Below are 15,535 nucleotides of genomic sequence, written 5' to 3' on the forward strand. Positions count from 1 at the left end.
CCGCCGCTGATTACCAGTAACCCAGAATCGACCACCAGATGCTGCCGACGACGATCCAGATGACGAGATTGACCACGCTCATCACCAGCCCGGCGAACCACCACTGGCCGAGCGTTGTGTAGCCCGAGTTGTAGATGATCGGTGAGGTGCCGGTTGCGTAATGGGTCAGTGTCATCATGATGCTCGAGGCGGCGGCCATGATCAGCGCGTAGGCCATCGGCGGTGCACCGAGGGCGATGCCGGCGGCGTAGAAGGCACCGAACATGGCGGTGATGTGGGCGGTCGTGCTGGCGAACATGTAGTGGGCATAGGTATAGGCGAGCAGCAGCAAAATCCCGGCGCCGACCCCGATGCCGAGGTGTTCGATGCCGCCTTGGAGGCTCTTCGACAGCCAGGGAACGACCCCCAGCTTGTTGAGGAAAGTGGCCATCATGACCAGGGCGGCAAACCAGACCACGGTATCCCAGGCCCCCTTTTCGTTCAGGACGTCGTCCCAGCTCAGCACCCCGGAGATCAGCAACAGCGCCAGGCCGCTGACCGCCGCCGCCGTCGGATCGACGGCGTAGTCATCGCCGAAGAGCAGTTCGGGCACGCCGGCCCAGAGGAAAAGCAACCAGGCGAAAACGCCGAGCAGGATTTTTTCGCTGCCCTTGATCGGCCCGAGTTCCGTCAGTTTCGTCTTGGCAAAGTCGTGCGCCGCATGGGTGTCGGTGATCTCTGGCGGGTAAACCTTGAACAGGACCAGCGGCATGACCAGAATGGCGATCAGCCCGGGCAGCAGCATGGCCAGCGCCCAGGTGCCCCAGGACAGGTCGATCTGGGCGCCGGTCGCATCGGCAACCAGCTTGACGATGAGCGGGTTGGGGGCGGTCGCGGTGATGAACATGGCGGAAGTGATCGGGTTGGCGTGGTAATTGACCAGTGCCAGGTAACGGCCGATCTTGCCCTCGCTACCCTGTTCAGGCGACGAGTCGAAGCTGCGCGCGATGGATTTCATGATCGGGTGCATGATGCCGCCGCCGCGCGCCGTGTTGCTCGGCGTGACTGGTGCCAGAACTAGTTCGGAGAGACTCAGCGCGTAACCGATGCCAATCGTCTTTCGGCCGAACAGGGCGATGAACCAGTAGCCGATGCGGGCGCCGAGGCCGGTCTTGATCAGGCCGCGCGAGATCATGATCGAGACGCCAATCAGCCAGATTAGCGGATTGGCGAAACCGCTCAGGGCATCGGCGATGGCGGTGCCCGGCTTGTCGCTGGTGACGCCGAGCAGGGCCACCAGCGCAATGCCGATCATGGCCAGGGCACCGATCGGCATCACCTTGCCGATGATGGCCGCGATGGTGCCGACAAACAGGGCGAGCAAATGCCAGGCTTGCGGCTTGACGCCTTCCGGCACCGGGATGACGAACCAGATGAGCAGCCCCAGGCCGATCGCGATAAGGGCTGGGCGGAGCTTGAAAGCATCGTTGTTCATGGTCGTCTCTCCTGTGGCTGGATGACTGCGGATAGACGGGCACCGAGCCTGCCGGCGCCCGCCCGATATCTGCTTAGTCTATCGCGGCCAGCTTCAGTTCGGCATCGGCATGACGCTGTTGTTCCTCCATCACCAGCCGGCCGAGTTCGCGTTTGAGATCGTTGAAGGCGGCCGACGAGGGGTCGCGCGGCCGGGGCATGTCGACGACCTGGTCGCGCTTGACCGTGCCCGGGCGGTAGGTCATGACGACGATGCGGTCGGCCAGGTAGATCGACTCTTCAATCGAGTGGGTGACGAAGAGGATGGTCTTGCCCAGCTTTTCCCAGATGCGCAGCAGTTCGTCCTGCAGGTTGCGCCGGGTCAGCGCGTCGAGGGCGCCGAAGGGCTCGTCCATCAGCATGATCGGCGAATCGAGCGCCAGCACGCGGGCGATGGCGACGCGCTGGCGCATGCCGCCGGACAGATCCTTCGGGAAGCGGTCGCGGAAGTCGTTGAGGTGCAGCAGGTCGAGCAGTTGATTGACGGTGAGGTCGATCTCGGCCTTTTCCTTCTTCTGGATTTCCAGGCCGAAGGCGATGTTCTGGGCGACGGTCATCCACGGGAACAGCGCGTATTCCTGAAAAACCATGCCGCGATCCGGGCCGGGGCCGGTGATCTTCTTGCCTTCGACGGTGATCTCGCCGGCGGAGGGCAGTGCGAAACCGGCCACGGCGTTGAGCAGCGTCGATTTGCCGCAGCCGGAGGGGCCGAGCAGGCAGACGAATTCGCCGGCCTTGATTTCGAGATTGATGTCCTTTAGCGCGATGACATCCTTGCCCGGCGTCTTGAAGACTTTCTGGACGTTGTTGACGATGATTTGGGCCATGTTAGTGCTCCAGGCCGCGGTGCCAGCGCAGCAGATGGTTGTTCAGGCGGCTGACCGCGCTGTCGATGAAGAGGCCGAGCAGGCCGATGGTGATCATGCCGGCGATGATCTTGTCCGACCACATGAACTCCCGTGCTTCGAGGATGCGGAAGCCGAGGCCGTCATTGACCGCGATCATTTCGGAAACGATCACCACGATGAAGGCGGTGCCGATGCCGATCCGCACACCGGCCAGGATGTAGGGCGTCGCGGCCGGCAGGATGACGCGGGTGAACATCGTCCATTGGCCGACCCCGAGATTGCGGGCGGCACGCAGGAAGATGCCGTCCACCTGACGAACACCGGCGATGGTGTTCATCAGCACCGGGAAGAAGGCGCCGATGGCGATCAGGAAGAAGGACGGCGGATTGCCCAGGCCGAACCAGAGGATCGCCAGCGGAATGTAGGCGATCGGCGGAATCGGCCGCAGGATCTGCATCAGCGGGTTGAACAGGTCGTAGGTACGCGGGCTGGCGCCCATCAGCAGGCCGAGCGGCAGGGCCAGGCCGGCACCGATGACAAAGCCGGCGATGACGCGGAACAGGCTGGAATAGGCGTCATGCAGCAATTCGCCGGAGATCAGCCAGGCCAGGTAGCTCTGGCCGGCTTCCTGTGGTTGCATCGGCAGCAGGTAGGCCCACCACTTGGCGGCAACCGCGGTCGGCGACGGGAGCAGGACTTCGGAGAACAGGCCGAAGCGCGAGCCGGCCTCCCAGAGGATGAGCAACAGCACCGGGACAAGGGCGCCGTGCAGGAAGTCTTTCAGGTTTTTCATCGGGATCGCCTCACTTTACCTTGAGGTCGGCCTTGGCCTTCTGCAGCAGGTCGAGCTTGACCCATTCGGCGGCCTTGGGCGGCTTCTGCATGCGGCCGACGCCGTACTTGTTCATGAAGTCGGTGGTGATGTCGATATGTTCGAGGCTGACGTCGTAGGTGTAGTCGGCGTTATCCATCGCGTCCTTGAAGTCCTGCGGGGAAATCTGGCCCTTGAACATCGACTCGCGGACATACTTTTCGGCCAGCGCCGTGTCGTTGTTGAACAGCGCGGTCGTCTCGACGAAACACTTCATCAGACGCTGGGCGACGTCCTTTTTCTCGGTGTACATCTTCTCGGTCATCACCAGCAGGCGGACCGGCTCGCCCATTTTGGTGGTGTAGGGCTTCATGATCTCGACCCCGAACTTCTTGTTGAGGGCCTGCGACGACTGCGGTTCGGACTGGTTCATGGCGTCGATCTGCTTGGCGGCCAGGGCCTGGTTGAGGTCGGCGAAAGCGAGGAAGACGATCTGTACGTCCTTGCCCGGCTTGTCGGACCAGGAGAGGCCGGCCTTTTCCAGCTCGGCGTAGAGCAGCAGTTCGTGGGCGCCGCCGCGGGTGACACCGACCTTCTTGCCCTTCATGTCGGCCAGCGACTTGATGCCGGAATCGACGCCGCCGACGATGCGCGCACCGCCCTTGGCGAAGCCGGCGACGGTGACGATCGGCACGCCGTTGGCGCGGCCGGAGATGGCACCGTCGGAAGCCAGTGCGGCGATGTCGATTTCACCGGCGACGATGGCCGGCATGATGTCCGGGCCTTTCGGGAACATGCGTTCCTCGACCTTCAGGTTGTACTTGCCACAGGCTTCCTTCATGTAGGAGACGGCGCCGTAATGGGCGAATTTCAGGTTGCCCAGACGAACGACGTCGGGTGCCTGAGCCAGTGCAGCGAGCGGGGCGCCGACACCAAAGGTGGCGAGCAGGGCAAGACGGATGGACTTGTGCATGGATATCTCCTCCAGAGTTTTTCGTAGGCCGCAGTGCGGATTGCGTGAATACAATCGCAGGAGATGTGCCAGGCAGCTTTTCCTTCGCAAGTCATTGAATGCAATTAACTCCGTACTTTGCTGGACGGTGGGCGAGTGCAGAAATTCGGAATTGCCGGCTTGGGTTGTGCGGATTTCCGCACAGATGGCGTGGTTGGCGATGCTTTCCCGGCCCGGGCAAAGGCGATCAGGCTGGCGCCGTTTCCCACAGCCCGTGGACGGCAAGTCGGTTGTCGTCGGGCAGAAAAACACTGTAGGCGCCCTGCATGGCATCGAGCGATTGACAGCCGAAGACGGCATGAGCCGGGAGATGGATCGGTCGCCGGAAAACGGCGCTGATGGCAAGCAGTGGCCGGCTGCTGCCGTTTTCGATAGTCGCCGCCGCCCGGGCAACGACATACATGCCATGGGCAATTGCCCCACTGAAGCCGAAGCGCCGGGCCAGCACGGCCGAGAGGTGGATCGGGTTGTAGTCTCCGGCGAGCCGGGCGTAGCGGCGAATGAGCGATTTCTCAAATTGCCAGTCGGCGGCGACCAACGATTCTGGCGGCTCTTCGGGCTCAACGGGGGCGCCCGGCAGCCTGCGGCGTTTGCCGGGCAAGCGGTATTCGCTGCTGCCGGAAAGCAGGCTACGGCCGGCCTGCGTCACTTCCACGGTGAAGGTGACTTTGTGTGTATCGCCCGTCGCTTGCGGCAGCAGTGAAACCTGTATTTCCAGATTCGAATCCGCTCGTGGAATGGCATGCAGGCGCAACTCATTGCCGCTGTGAATCAGGCCGGGGATGGAGTGGGGAAAGCGTCGATCGAACATCAGCGCCAGTTGGGCGCGTTGGGCCAGGAGGTAAAAATAGGTCAGGGGCGGCGTTGACCGGCGGAAATCGAAGAATCGGCGGTATCGCTCGATGTGCGCCAGGTCGATGCCGCTGACTGCGAAGTGACGGGAAAACCCGGGCGTAGTCTGAACCTGCTCCTTGCGGCGCCAGCAGTTGGCGACACCGGCCAGCAGCAAGGCGGGCAGGGCCGGCAGCCGGGGGGATGCGGAGGGCGTCATGCGCGGAGGATCAACCGCGCAGCAGTTGCTGCGACCACTGGCGAACCTGCCCGGCGACCCATGCGCCGTCATCGAGCGGCAGGTCGTGCCCGGCGGTTGGATGTTCGGCAAAAGCGGCCCCCCAGCGTTGGGCCAATTGGCGCGAACAAGCGGGATTGACCAGACTATCCCGCGCGCTGCCCAGAACTAGCAGAGGGGGCGTTGGTTGGTGCAAGGGCGCCCGATAGCGGGCGGCGGCCAGCAACTGGCGCCAGGCATTGGCCGGCGAAACCGGGTTTTGCCGGGCGTAGGCCGCCCACTCGGCCTGTTTTTCCGGTCGTTCCGGCTGGCTGCTGGTCAGGCGGAGGATGGTTTTTTCCCGGCGCGCTGCATCACCACGGCCCAATAGCATTTGCAAGAGGACGGGATAGTTGCGCGGGCGCAGGCGGTGATAAAAAGGACTGAAGGGACGCAGGCTGGTGTTGATCAGCACGCAGCCGGCCAGTTCATCAGGGTGGCGAACCGCCCAGTCGACGGCGACCATGGCACCGAGCGACATCGCGAGCAGGAAATAGGGCGGGGCGAGGCCGAGTTCGCCCAGTTGGGCGCGACAGTGTTCGGCCATCGCCGGCACCTGCGGCGGACTGGCCTGCGCGTTCAGGCTGCCGTTGCCCGGCAGGTCGATGCAGCAGACGGTGGCGCCGCGGCACTCGCGCTGCAGGGTTGCCGGAAAGTCTCCCCAATGGCGGCGCTCGCGGGTCAGGCCACGCAGCAAAATCCAGGTGCTCACGACAGGGGGCGCCGGTACCAGTGCTGCATTGCGTGTTCGCGGTAAAGCGTGCGCTGTTCTTCGCCAGGCAGCCAGTGCTGGTAACTGCAGGCGGCGCGGACCAGGAAGTCGAGCCAGGCAACATGCCGGCGCAAAACCCGCTGCTGGCGATGCTCGATCAGCGGATTGAATATCCCGTGACGGGAAAACAGTTGCCGCGGGTTTTTCTTGACCCATAGCCAGGAGCCCATTTCCAGGGTGAGCGGCAGAAAAACCTGCCCCGGTATTGCGCTGAGGCGCTGGTACAGGTAGTCCCAGAGGTCGCCATGCGCCAGGTACTGTCGGCTTTGCGGCTCGAAGACATAAGGGTGGTTGGGATGCGTCTGGTCGTAGATTTCCTTCAGCGCGTGCATCTCGGGCAAGTGGGCAATCGGCATCGTGGTGTGGGCATAGGGAAACCAGATCCGGTCATTGATGCCGAAGCCGGAATGGCAATCCATTGCGATGCCGAAGGGGCGGCCGGAAAACTCCTGGTGCACGACGCTGCACACCGCCTGGTTCTCCTGTTCCATCGGGGCGTTCGCTGGTCCCCGGTACCAGGGCAGGCGCGAACTGATGCGCTGCCCGCCAAACAGGAACGGAACTCTTTCCGTCGCTTCCAGCGGCGCATTGCGCATCAGGTCGACCCCATTCGGGTTGGCCCGGGTGCCGCGCCACATACCGCCTGGATTGATGATCGGCATGAAGACCAGGCGAACCGACTCAAGCTGCCGATGCAGCACGCTGTCCCAGGGCAGGCGTCGGACCAGGTTGTTCAGATAGGCGAGAACGACGGCGGTGCCGATCCTCTCCAGGCCGTGAAAGCCACCGAAAAAACCGACCACCGGCAGCGTTGGGTCGGGATTGCCCAGGGTGATTACCTGCACCGGAAATTCCTGCTTGCCGAGACATACCGCGCAGGCTTCGTAGGTTTGGAGATGCTTGCCGCCTTGCCGGATGATGGCTGCCAGTTCGAGCAGTTCATTGAGGCCTGAATCAGCTACGTCTCGCAATTGCGGAGCACCTCGGGCGAAGGGTTTGGGCAGGCGCTAACGGCTAGGCGGTTCCCCGGCCGCAGGGCTGACATGCCTGCTTAACATTTCGTCGCTATGGTAAGGGCCAAGCCCCGTGCTTGAAGATGAAATTTTCATGACAATGCCCCGCTTGCCGCGACGCTGGCACCAGCGGGCAATTTCCGGCAGTCAATCTGCCGGGCAGGAGAATGCGAATGCACGCCAGGTTTCGGAGAATGCTGACTCACCCCGCCCTTGCCTTGGGCAGTACGCTGTTTTGGGGACTCGTCGAACTCGTTGCCCTGAACCGTTCACCGCGTTCGGGACGGTGAGCGCCGGCCGGCTCAGTTCTTCAGCAGCAGCGCGGCAGCGGCGTCTAGATCGGCCTTCCGGATCAGGCCCATCTTTTTCTGGACCACCTGGCCGTTGCGGTCGATGAACAGCGTGTAGGGCAGGCCGCCCTTGCTGTTGCCCAGCGCCTGCATCAGCGGAATGCCTTTTTCCTTGGCGATCAGCACCGGGTAGTCCATTTCGTAGGCCTTGGCGAATTCCTTGGCCGGTTCCGCCTTGTCCTCGATGCCGATGCCGAGGACTTCGATCTTGCCCTTGTGGCTGGCGCGGAACTTGATCAGTTCCGGAATCTCGGCGCGGCAAGGGCCACACCAGCGGGCCCAGAAATTGACCACCAGCGGCTTGCCTTTGTAGCGTTCGAGCGCCACCGGCTTGTCGTCAAGATCGCTCAATGTGGCGGAGAACAAGGGGCCGGAGGCCGGCAGTTCATCGGCTACGGACGGTCCTGCGGTCAACGCCGCAAAAAGGGCAAAAACCAGGGCGGGCAGAAGTTTTTTCAAGGCAGGTCGCCGCGACGGAACAGGAAGTAGCCGATGGTAGCACTGAGCAGGCCGAGTGCTGCCGGGTAAGCGAGGGCGAAGATCTTGTAGCCCTCGGCGCCGAACAGGTCGAGGATGACGTAGGCCGAGGGGCCGAGCACGATCAGTTGCGGGTCGAACAGGGCCAGTGCGGCGGTGCGGAAAACCTGCAGCGGATTGGCCAGGGCGAGGGTGACGGCGATTTCCGGCGAGACCTTGCCCTGGATCATGACGCCGAGCAGGATCAGGTCGAGGAAGAGCAGGAAGGTCAGCCAGACCAGGAAGGCGGCGCCCTGCGCCATGTCGGTGCTGCGGGCGATGGCCGAGATCAGCATGCCGATGCCGAGGAAGCACATGGCCATGACGGCGAGCAGGGCGGTGTAGTAGCCGAAGATGTTCCACGGCACTTCGATGCCTTGCACGGTCGCCCAGCCGACGGCGCCGAGCATGGCGAGGAAAACCGGGGCGAAGACGACGATGTAGCGGCCGACGATCTTGCCCCAGAACCAAGCGGAGAGCGAGACCGGCAGCGAGAGCAGGTATTCGAAGACGCCGGCCTCGCGGTCGCCGGCCACCGAGCGGACCGTGGTGATCAGCACGAAGATCGGCAGGATGGCCATGGTCAGCTGGATGTAGGTGACGAGCAGGCGCGACAGACCGATGAAGCCGAGGACACGCGATTCAGTCAGGCCGAACAGGAAGAGCAGGGCGACGATGCCGCCGAAGATCAGGGTATAAATCTGGAACCAGCGGGCGCGCAGCGATTCGACGATATCCAGTTTGGCGGTGAGCCACAGTTGCTTCATTTACTTTCCTTTGGCGAGTACATGCTGGCGCATGCTCTCAAAATCCAGGCTGCCCATCTGCGGATAGACGACGGCGCCGAAGTTGTAGCCCATCGGGGAGCTGCGGGTGACGAAATGCGCCTTGCGCGGGTCCAGCCAGGTCACGTCCTTGCCCTTGCCGGCTGAATCGGCCACCCACATGCGGGTAGCGGCCTCGGCCAGCCACGGGTATTTCTGCAGGTTTTCGCGAATCCAGAAGGTCATGCAGCCGATGTCATCGAACTTGATCACCATGTCCTTCGGGCCGCCGCGAATTTCCGCCGCGAAGCGCCGGTCGGAGATGACCATGCTGCAGCGCGGGCAGTTTTCGCGGTCCCACTTGATCTCGGCCATACCTTCCGGCCAGCCGTCTTTCTGGCAGCCGGAGAGCGCGGCGGCGAGCGGCGTCAGCAACAGGCCGCCGAGACCCAGGCGGCCGATGAACCGGCGGCGATGCGGGTCGCACATGCTCAGTTGCCCGTCTCGGCCAGCGACAGGTCGCCGACCAGCGCGGTGTAGCGGGAAATGATGCCGAGAAAGCGCAGGCGGTCGGGGCCGGCGATGCTGCCGGTCCAGGTCAGGCTGTCATCGCTGCTGCTGATGTTCCAGCCGTCGAGTGCCTTGGCGAACGCCGGTTCGAAGCGCTTGAGGACGATGCGGCAGGCCAGCGTCGCGGTCATCGACACGGCATCGGCCACCTGGTCGTCGAGGACGACCTTGCCCATGTCCATTTCGATGACGCGATTGACCAGCGCCGAAACCTCGTCGAGACGGTGGCTGGAGATGATCATCGTCGCATCGTCGAGGCGTTCGGCCAGCAGGTCGAAGAAGATCTTGCGCGCTTCCGGGTCGAGGTTGGCGGCCGGCTCGTCCATCACCAGCACCTTGGCGTCGCGGCCGAGGGCGATGGAAATCAGCAGCTTCTGCTTCATGCCGCCGGAAAGGCGGACGAACTGCCGGGTCAGGATGTTTTCGACATCGAGGCCGAGGCGCTTGGCGATGGCGTGGATGCGCTGCGGGTCGGTGCCGCACAGCGAGGCGGAAAAGTCGATCAACTGGCCGACCGGCATTTTCAGCGGCGGCGGCAACTGCGGCACGAAGCCGATGCTGCCCAGCACTTCGGTACGGTTGCTGCGCGGATCGAGGCCGTTGATGGCGACGGCGCCATCATGGGTGTATTCGCCGAGCAGGCAGCGGATCAGGGTGGTTTTGCCGGCCCCGTTGGAGCCGATCAGGGCGACGCGTTCGCCGAGTCCGATATTGAGGCTGATGCCATCGAGGACACGGGCGCGGCGGAATGTCTTGGCGACGTTGTTGAACTGGATCATGGGCGCGATTATAGGGAGGCTGCTGCGGTCGACATTGAATTTCGATCAAAAATCCGCAAGGTGTTTTGCCTTGCCAGGCCTGCCATTGGGCAGGCCGGGCCGGCTCAGAGCAGTTTCGACAGCCCTTTGACTTCGTAGCGCAGGGCGCCGGTCGGGCAGATGTCGATGCATAGGCCGCAGCGCGTGCAATCCGGGCCGAGGCCCATGGTTTCCTCGCTGGCCCGGCCCTTGACGGTGACGTCGAGGACATGCGGCACCAGGCAGACCTTGCGGCAGTCGCCTTCGTGGAAACAGTGTTCGACGTGGTAGCTGACCTGCAGCGGTGAAATTGCGCCGACGGCGCCATAGGTCAGGCCGATCGGGCAGACGTAGCGGCACCAGGCGCGGCGGGAATAGAGAATCTCGAAGAGCAGCAGCAGGCCGACCCAGCCGAGGGCCAGGCCCGGGCCGTAGATCAGCGCCCGGGACAGGATGCCGGTCGGCGACAGTGTTTCGAAGACGGTGTAGCCGGTGACGATGGACATCAGGCCAAAAAGCACCCAGAACACCGTGCGCGTGCCGCGGTGGAATTCGTGATCGGTGACGATCTTTTTCTCGACCAGTTTCAGATGCAGCGCTTCCGTCCATTCCGCCAGCAGGTGGTAGGGGCAGACCCAGGAACAGAAAGTTCGGCCACCGAGCAATACCCAGATCAGGAAGACGGTGAAGGTGCCGATGAACAGGTTAACGATGATGTGCTTGTGGGCGAGCATCACCTGCAGTGCCGAGTTGAGGTCGATCAGGTGAAAGCCGACGAAGCGTGAGGCGGTCAGCGAACCTTCGAGAATCTGGATGTCGAGCCAGAAGGAAAGCACGAACAGCAGATTGACGGCGAGCAGCACGGCCCAGCGGCGATTGCGCCACTTGTGGCTGACATTGTGGTGTTCGCGGGCGTGCAGTTTTTCCTTGATGTAGCGATCCTTGTCCTCGTACTTGAGGAACATGATCTTTTGCACCTTGTCGGCAACCTTCTCGGGTTTTTTCGGGGCAGCGCCCAGCATGCCCATGAACAGTTCGGTAAAGCGGCTCATATCAGGCTTTCCAGGGGGCGCGGGCATCGACGACGATGGCGGCCGGTTCGGCCGGGCAGATCATCTCGCAGACGCCGCAGCCGACGCAGGGTTCGAGGACGGTCGGGGTCATGCGTTCGACGCCGTCGGCACCCTTGACCGGACGCAGTTCAAGGGCGTTCTTGACCGGGCAGGCCTGGACGCATAGATCGCACAGTTCGAGGTCGTAGGGGTGGTCGCGGATCGGGATCGGTTTCCAGCGGTCCACGTCCATGTAGCGCATTTTTCCCGTGAAGGCGGCGCCCCGCGTCTGCCCCTTGAAGGGCTTGCCCTGCACGGCCAGACAGGATTCCGGACGGGCCAGGCGGGCGACACCGATGCGTTCCTTCAGGTTGAGCGTGCTTTCGGCATCCTTTTCCTTCGCCTTCAGGATCGGGGCGGCAGCCAGCATGGCGCCATCGCTGATCTTGAGGAATTCCGGCTTCTTGTAGGTCAGCGAGCCGGTCGGGCAGGCCAGCACGCACTGCACGGCATCGCAGGAGAAATCGCAGGCTTGCTCGCGGGCATCGATGTAGGGCACGCCGACGCCGAAGCCGTCGTTCAGGTCGCCGAGCTTGATTGCCTGCACCGGGCAGACCTGTACGCACTGGCCGCACTTGATGCAGGAAGACAGGAAGTCGGATTCGTTGAGGGCGCCGGGTGGCCGCAGGCGCGGTGTCTTGGCGCTGCTGACCGGGATGTAGCCGAGCAGGGACAAACCGATCACCCCGCCGGCCAGGCCGACCGATTGCAGGAACTTGCGCCGGGCCTTCTGCGCTTTTTCAATCGACATCGCCGGTTTTTTCGGCTTTTGCGGGGTGGGAGTGCTCATGATAGTGCCGCCCTTGCTGGCTTGATGAAGCGTGGCTGTTCGTCGCGCAGGATCAGGTCGGGAGAGGAAAATGGGGCCAGTCGTTCGAGGAAGTCGAGCAGTTCCATGACCGGCGAGCTGCGGAAGAAACGGGCCACCGGCATTTCCATCCAGATCTGGTCGGCGTAGGCATAGAGGTCGTGCTTCTGGTCGCCGATGCCGTCGCCGTTGCGGTCGAAGCCCTGGAAGTCGTCCCAGTAATTGCCCTGCCAGAAGTTGCGGGGGTTATTGTTGTTGTCGCCGCGTCCACCGTAGGTGACCTGGGTCAGATTGCCTTCGAAAATGTTGTCGACCATGTTGTTGCCGCCGGTTTCGCTGTTGAACAGGATGCCGATGCCGTTGTAGGCGAAGCGGTTGCCGCGAATCTCGATCGTGCTTTCCGGCTGGAACGGCGAAAGGTCGGAACCAATGCCGATGCCGCAGTAAATGATCTCGTTGTTTTCGATGACGGTGCCGGACGCTTCCTTGAAGCCGATGCCCATGCCGGTGGCGCCGGTGGCGTGCGAAATGACGTTGTTGCGGACGGCGCCGCCTTCGGTGTACATGAAATAGACACCGACCGCGTTGTCGTAGAACTGGTTGCGTTCGACGATGTTGTCGTTGGCGAACATGAAATGGATCGAGTAGCGGCTGCGCCGACCCAGGTTGTCGCGGAAAACGTTCTTGTTCGAATACCAGGCGACCATGTCGCGCGAATCGATGATCTGGTTCTTCTCGACGATGTTGTCGTGGCTGTACCAGAGGCGCAGGCCGTCGCCGCGGACGCCGAGTTCGCGGTCCTTGGAGCGGACGGTGTTGCCGCGGATCAGGTTGTTGTTCGACTGCTTGAAATCGAAGCCGAACAGGCAGTTGTCGAGTTTCAGGTCCTCGATGACGTTGTTGTGACCACGGACATCGAGGCAGGAGTCGTCGGTATCGTGCGAGTCGCCCGAGCCGGTCAGGTGCAGGCCACGCAGCACTGAGTTGTTGGCATTGAGCGCCATCACCGTGCCCTTGTCGCCGGCATCGATGGTGACCTGGCCGCCGCCTTCGATGATCAGCGGCTTGTTGATGACGACCGGACCTGCATAGACGCCCGGTGGGGGCTTCAGCACCGAGCCGGCGGGGGCCTTGTCGACTAGGTCCTGGAAGGGGCGCAGGCCATGCACCCGCTTGTCCCGCTCATGCAGCATGTAGGTCGGCTTCGGGCGGTCGATATCGACCCGCGGCTTGCCCCCCATGTCGGCGTTGTCGTCGCGTTGCTGAACCGAGTTGCCGATCTGGCAGGCGAGGAGCAGGGCCGTCGTCAGACCGGCCCGAATTACCAGAGAACGCTTTGACACCGAATTACTCCGCAGCGCCTTCGCGCAGTTGTTTGCGACGGATCAGCAGGGCCAGCATCATGCAGATGAAAATGACCAGCAGCAGGCCGTAGCCCCAGTAGGGGTAGGAGAAGGTCGAGAACTGCGCGACCTTGCCTTCGCCGAAAACGGTGGGCATGAAAGGCTTGACGGTGAAGGCGCCCCACGGGTGCAGGTTGTGGCCGAAGAACCACAGCCAGCCGGCGTAGGTGATCACGAAAAAGACCGGGAGCAGGGCCGGAACCAGCGCCAGCAGCAACTGGAAGGAGCGAAGCAGGGCAACGCCGGCGATGACCACGCCCATGACGGCGATCAGGCCGAAGATGACGACTTGCGAAATGTTGCGGACGTTGTCGCCCCAGTCCTTGATCCGTTCCGGATCGCGGAAGAAGGTGCCGGATTCCTGCATGTAGGCCTGAACATGGCTTTCGAGGTGGCCCATGACGAACTGGTCGACCAGCATCCAGGCGGCGACGGCGGCGAAGCCTGCGGTCAACGTGGCCAGACGGGCCTTTTTCTTCGGCAGTGCGAAAGCCAGCATCATGACTGCGAAGAAGCCGAAGAAGAACTTGGCGAGCGGCTTTTCGACCGGAGCGCCTGTGGCGATCGGGAACATGCCGACGTAGTGGTTGATGGTGTTCATCTCATGGACGCAATCGAGACCTTCGGCGCCCTTGTCGACATTTTTCTTGGCATCGAGCACCGGGTTGTAGCGCTCGTCGTCGTGAGCCAGATCCTTCTGGATGATCTCGTTGGCCATCCGGGTGCCCTTGCCGGCCGCCTTGCAGCCGTTATAGACACCGTCGAAGTGGAAGTGAATGCGGATGCCGTCCGGGAAGGCATCTTCAGGGTAATTCGGGGCGGTCAGCGAAACCCACCAGATCGGGGCAAAGTAGGCGGCAATCAGGCAGACCAGCGAAATGAAGGTCAGGCCACCGATGATTTTGTTTTGTTTTTCCATGTTGCTGCTCTCTGTTCGATACGTCCGGCCGGGGGCCGGGAATGGTTGCCTGAAACAGGTTCAGGCAACCAGTTTGTTACTTTACTTCTTCTTGCCGCCGGCTTTCGGCTTGCACATGTTGCCCGGCATCACCAGGCTGGACTGGTAGGCGGAAATCGCCACCAGCTGGTCGTTGGTGTAGGGCTTGATGACCTTGACCATGTCCGGGTTGGCGTTGCGGCGGTGGCCGTCGCGAATCTCGGTCATCTGGCGCAGCAGGTACTTGTAGTGCTGACCGGCGATCACCGGGTAGAACTTGGCTTTGTCGCCTTCACCATTCTTGCCGTGGCACTCCAGACACTGCTTTTCGTACAGTTCCTTGCCCTTGGCGACCTGCATTGCGGCATCGGCGCCTTCGTACTTGCCGTGTTCGACCGGGATGCAGAGGCTTTCGATGTAGGACGAAACGTCAGCCAGTTCCTGCGGGTCGGTCAGGGTGGCGGCGAACGGGTACATCGTCGGGTTGTCGCGCAGACCGGCGCGGATGTCGGCCATCTGCTTGATCAGCACCGTGGTGTGCTGGCCGGCGAGCTGCGGGAAGGTGCCATCCGGGCGACCGGCGCCGGAGGGCAGGTGGCAGGCGCCGCAGACTTCATAGGCTTCCTGGCCGTTCTTCTTGTCGCCCTTGAGTTTCAGGGCTTCAATCTTTTCGCCTTCCTGGGCATTCCACTTGTAATCCTTCGACTCAATACCACCCTGATGCGGGGCCGGGGGGGCGGCAAAGGCAACGCCAGCGGAGAGAAGTGCAACCAGCAACAATGATTTTTTCATGTCTGTATTCCTTTTACGGTCGATGATCCGAAACGGTTGATGAATTCTCCGTCATCGAATATCAGCATTCCTTGATGTGTGTCAGAAGCCCGGCATGCGGGCTTTTTCAGCTTATTTCAGCTTGGCGAGGTAGTCGGCGATGGCCTTGATTTCCTCATCATTGACGAGGTGCATGACGCCCTTCATCGCGGCGGTCTGGCCGTTGTTGCGGGCGCCGCTCTTGATGTCCTTCATCTGGGCTTCGAGGTAAGCAGCGTTCTGGCCGGCAACCTTCGGATAGTTCGGCATCAGCGGCTTGTCGCCCTTCGGACCGTGGCAGGCGTTACAGGTCTTTTCGGCGTACAGTTTGGCGCCATCCGGAGCTGCCATGGCGGAGCCGGCGGCAAGTGCTGCGATTGCAAAAAACATTA

Annotated in this window: 17 protein-coding genes; all 17 read right to left on the minus strand. The window is 62.4% G+C overall.

Annotated features, from left to right (window positions below):
• Positions 1-10 precede the first annotated feature (10 nt).
• Positions 11-1,474: a DASS family sodium-coupled anion symporter gene (locus GH663_RS06705; protein WP_153130888.1), complete on the minus strand. Its 1,464-nt coding sequence runs from the start codon at positions 1,472-1,474 to the stop codon at positions 11-13.
• Between the two features lie 73 nt (positions 1,475-1,547).
• Positions 1,548-2,339 (minus strand): ABC transporter ATP-binding protein, encoded by a 792-nt coding sequence (locus tag GH663_RS06710; RefSeq protein WP_153130889.1) that lies wholly within the window; start codon positions 2,337-2,339, stop codon positions 1,548-1,550.
• Position 2,340: 1 nt separating this feature from the next.
• Positions 2,341-3,153, minus strand: coding sequence for an ABC transporter permease (locus GH663_RS06715; RefSeq protein ID WP_153130890.1), 813 nt, complete (start codon positions 3,151-3,153; stop codon positions 2,341-2,343).
• A gap of 10 nt (positions 3,154-3,163) precedes the next feature.
• Positions 3,164-4,144 carry an ABC transporter substrate-binding protein gene (locus GH663_RS06720; protein WP_153130891.1) on the minus strand — a complete coding sequence of 327 codons (981 nt, stop codon included), beginning with the start codon at positions 4,142-4,144 and terminating at the stop codon, positions 3,164-3,166.
• Positions 4,145-4,370: 226 nt separating this feature from the next.
• On the minus strand, positions 4,371-5,234 hold the full coding sequence (locus GH663_RS06725; RefSeq protein ID WP_170291353.1) for a MaoC family dehydratase: 864 nt from the start codon (positions 5,232-5,234) through the stop codon (positions 4,371-4,373).
• 10 nt (positions 5,235-5,244) lie between these two features.
• Positions 5,245-6,003: an alpha/beta fold hydrolase gene (locus GH663_RS06730; RefSeq protein ID WP_153130893.1), complete on the minus strand. Its 759-nt coding sequence runs from the start codon at positions 6,001-6,003 to the stop codon at positions 5,245-5,247.
• The gene (locus GH663_RS06735) at positions 6,000-7,034 is read right to left on the minus strand and encodes a M14 family zinc carboxypeptidase (RefSeq protein WP_153130894.1); all 1,035 of its coding nucleotides are present in this window, start codon (positions 7,032-7,034) and stop codon (positions 6,000-6,002) included. The genes GH663_RS06730 and GH663_RS06735 overlap by 4 nt, the downstream gene beginning before the upstream one ends.
• 344 nt (positions 7,035-7,378) lie before the next feature.
• The gene (locus GH663_RS06740; RefSeq protein WP_153130895.1) at positions 7,379-7,885 is read right to left on the minus strand and encodes a TlpA family protein disulfide reductase; all 507 of its coding nucleotides are present in this window, start codon (positions 7,883-7,885) and stop codon (positions 7,379-7,381) included.
• The gene (locus GH663_RS06745) at positions 7,882-8,709 is read right to left on the minus strand and encodes an ABC transporter permease (protein WP_066882494.1); all 828 of its coding nucleotides are present in this window, start codon (positions 8,707-8,709) and stop codon (positions 7,882-7,884) included. The genes GH663_RS06740 and GH663_RS06745 overlap by 4 nt, the downstream gene beginning before the upstream one ends.
• Positions 8,710-9,195, minus strand: coding sequence for a hypothetical protein (locus GH663_RS06750; RefSeq protein ID WP_153130896.1), 486 nt, complete (start codon positions 9,193-9,195; stop codon positions 8,710-8,712). It lies immediately after the preceding gene.
• A gap of 2 nt (positions 9,196-9,197) precedes the next feature.
• The gene (locus GH663_RS06755; protein ID WP_153130897.1) at positions 9,198-10,055 is read right to left on the minus strand and encodes an ABC transporter ATP-binding protein; all 858 of its coding nucleotides are present in this window, start codon (positions 10,053-10,055) and stop codon (positions 9,198-9,200) included.
• Positions 10,056-10,159: 104 nt separating this feature from the next.
• Entirely contained in the window at positions 10,160-11,125 is a 966-nt protein-coding gene (locus GH663_RS06760; protein ID WP_153130898.1) for a NapH/MauN family ferredoxin-type protein, read from the minus strand.
• Position 11,126: 1 nt separating this feature from the next.
• A complete protein-coding gene (locus GH663_RS06765) occupies positions 11,127-11,975 on the minus strand; it encodes a 4Fe-4S dicluster domain-containing protein (RefSeq protein ID WP_153130899.1) in 849 nt (282 codons plus the stop codon).
• A complete protein-coding gene (gene nosD / locus GH663_RS06770; protein ID WP_153130900.1) occupies positions 11,972-13,336 on the minus strand; it encodes a nitrous oxide reductase family maturation protein NosD in 1,365 nt (454 codons plus the stop codon). The genes GH663_RS06765 and nosD overlap by 4 nt, the downstream gene beginning before the upstream one ends.
• 4 nt (positions 13,337-13,340) lie before the next feature.
• Positions 13,341-14,315 (minus strand): hypothetical protein, encoded by a 975-nt coding sequence (locus GH663_RS06775; RefSeq protein ID WP_153130901.1) that lies wholly within the window; start codon positions 14,313-14,315, stop codon positions 13,341-13,343.
• Between the two features lie 81 nt (positions 14,316-14,396).
• Positions 14,397-15,125, minus strand: coding sequence for a c-type cytochrome (locus tag GH663_RS06780; protein WP_153130902.1), 729 nt, complete (start codon positions 15,123-15,125; stop codon positions 14,397-14,399).
• 111 nt (positions 15,126-15,236) lie between these two features.
• Positions 15,237-15,533, minus strand: a complete 297-nt coding sequence (locus GH663_RS06785; protein ID WP_240481785.1) for a c-type cytochrome — start codon at positions 15,531-15,533, stop codon at positions 15,237-15,239.
• Positions 15,534-15,535 lie beyond the last annotated feature (2 nt).

It is taken from the genome of Dechloromonas hortensis (genome assembly GCF_009469765.1).
In the GTDB taxonomy this organism is placed as follows: domain Bacteria; phylum Pseudomonadota; class Gammaproteobacteria; order Burkholderiales; family Rhodocyclaceae; genus Azonexus; species Azonexus hortensis.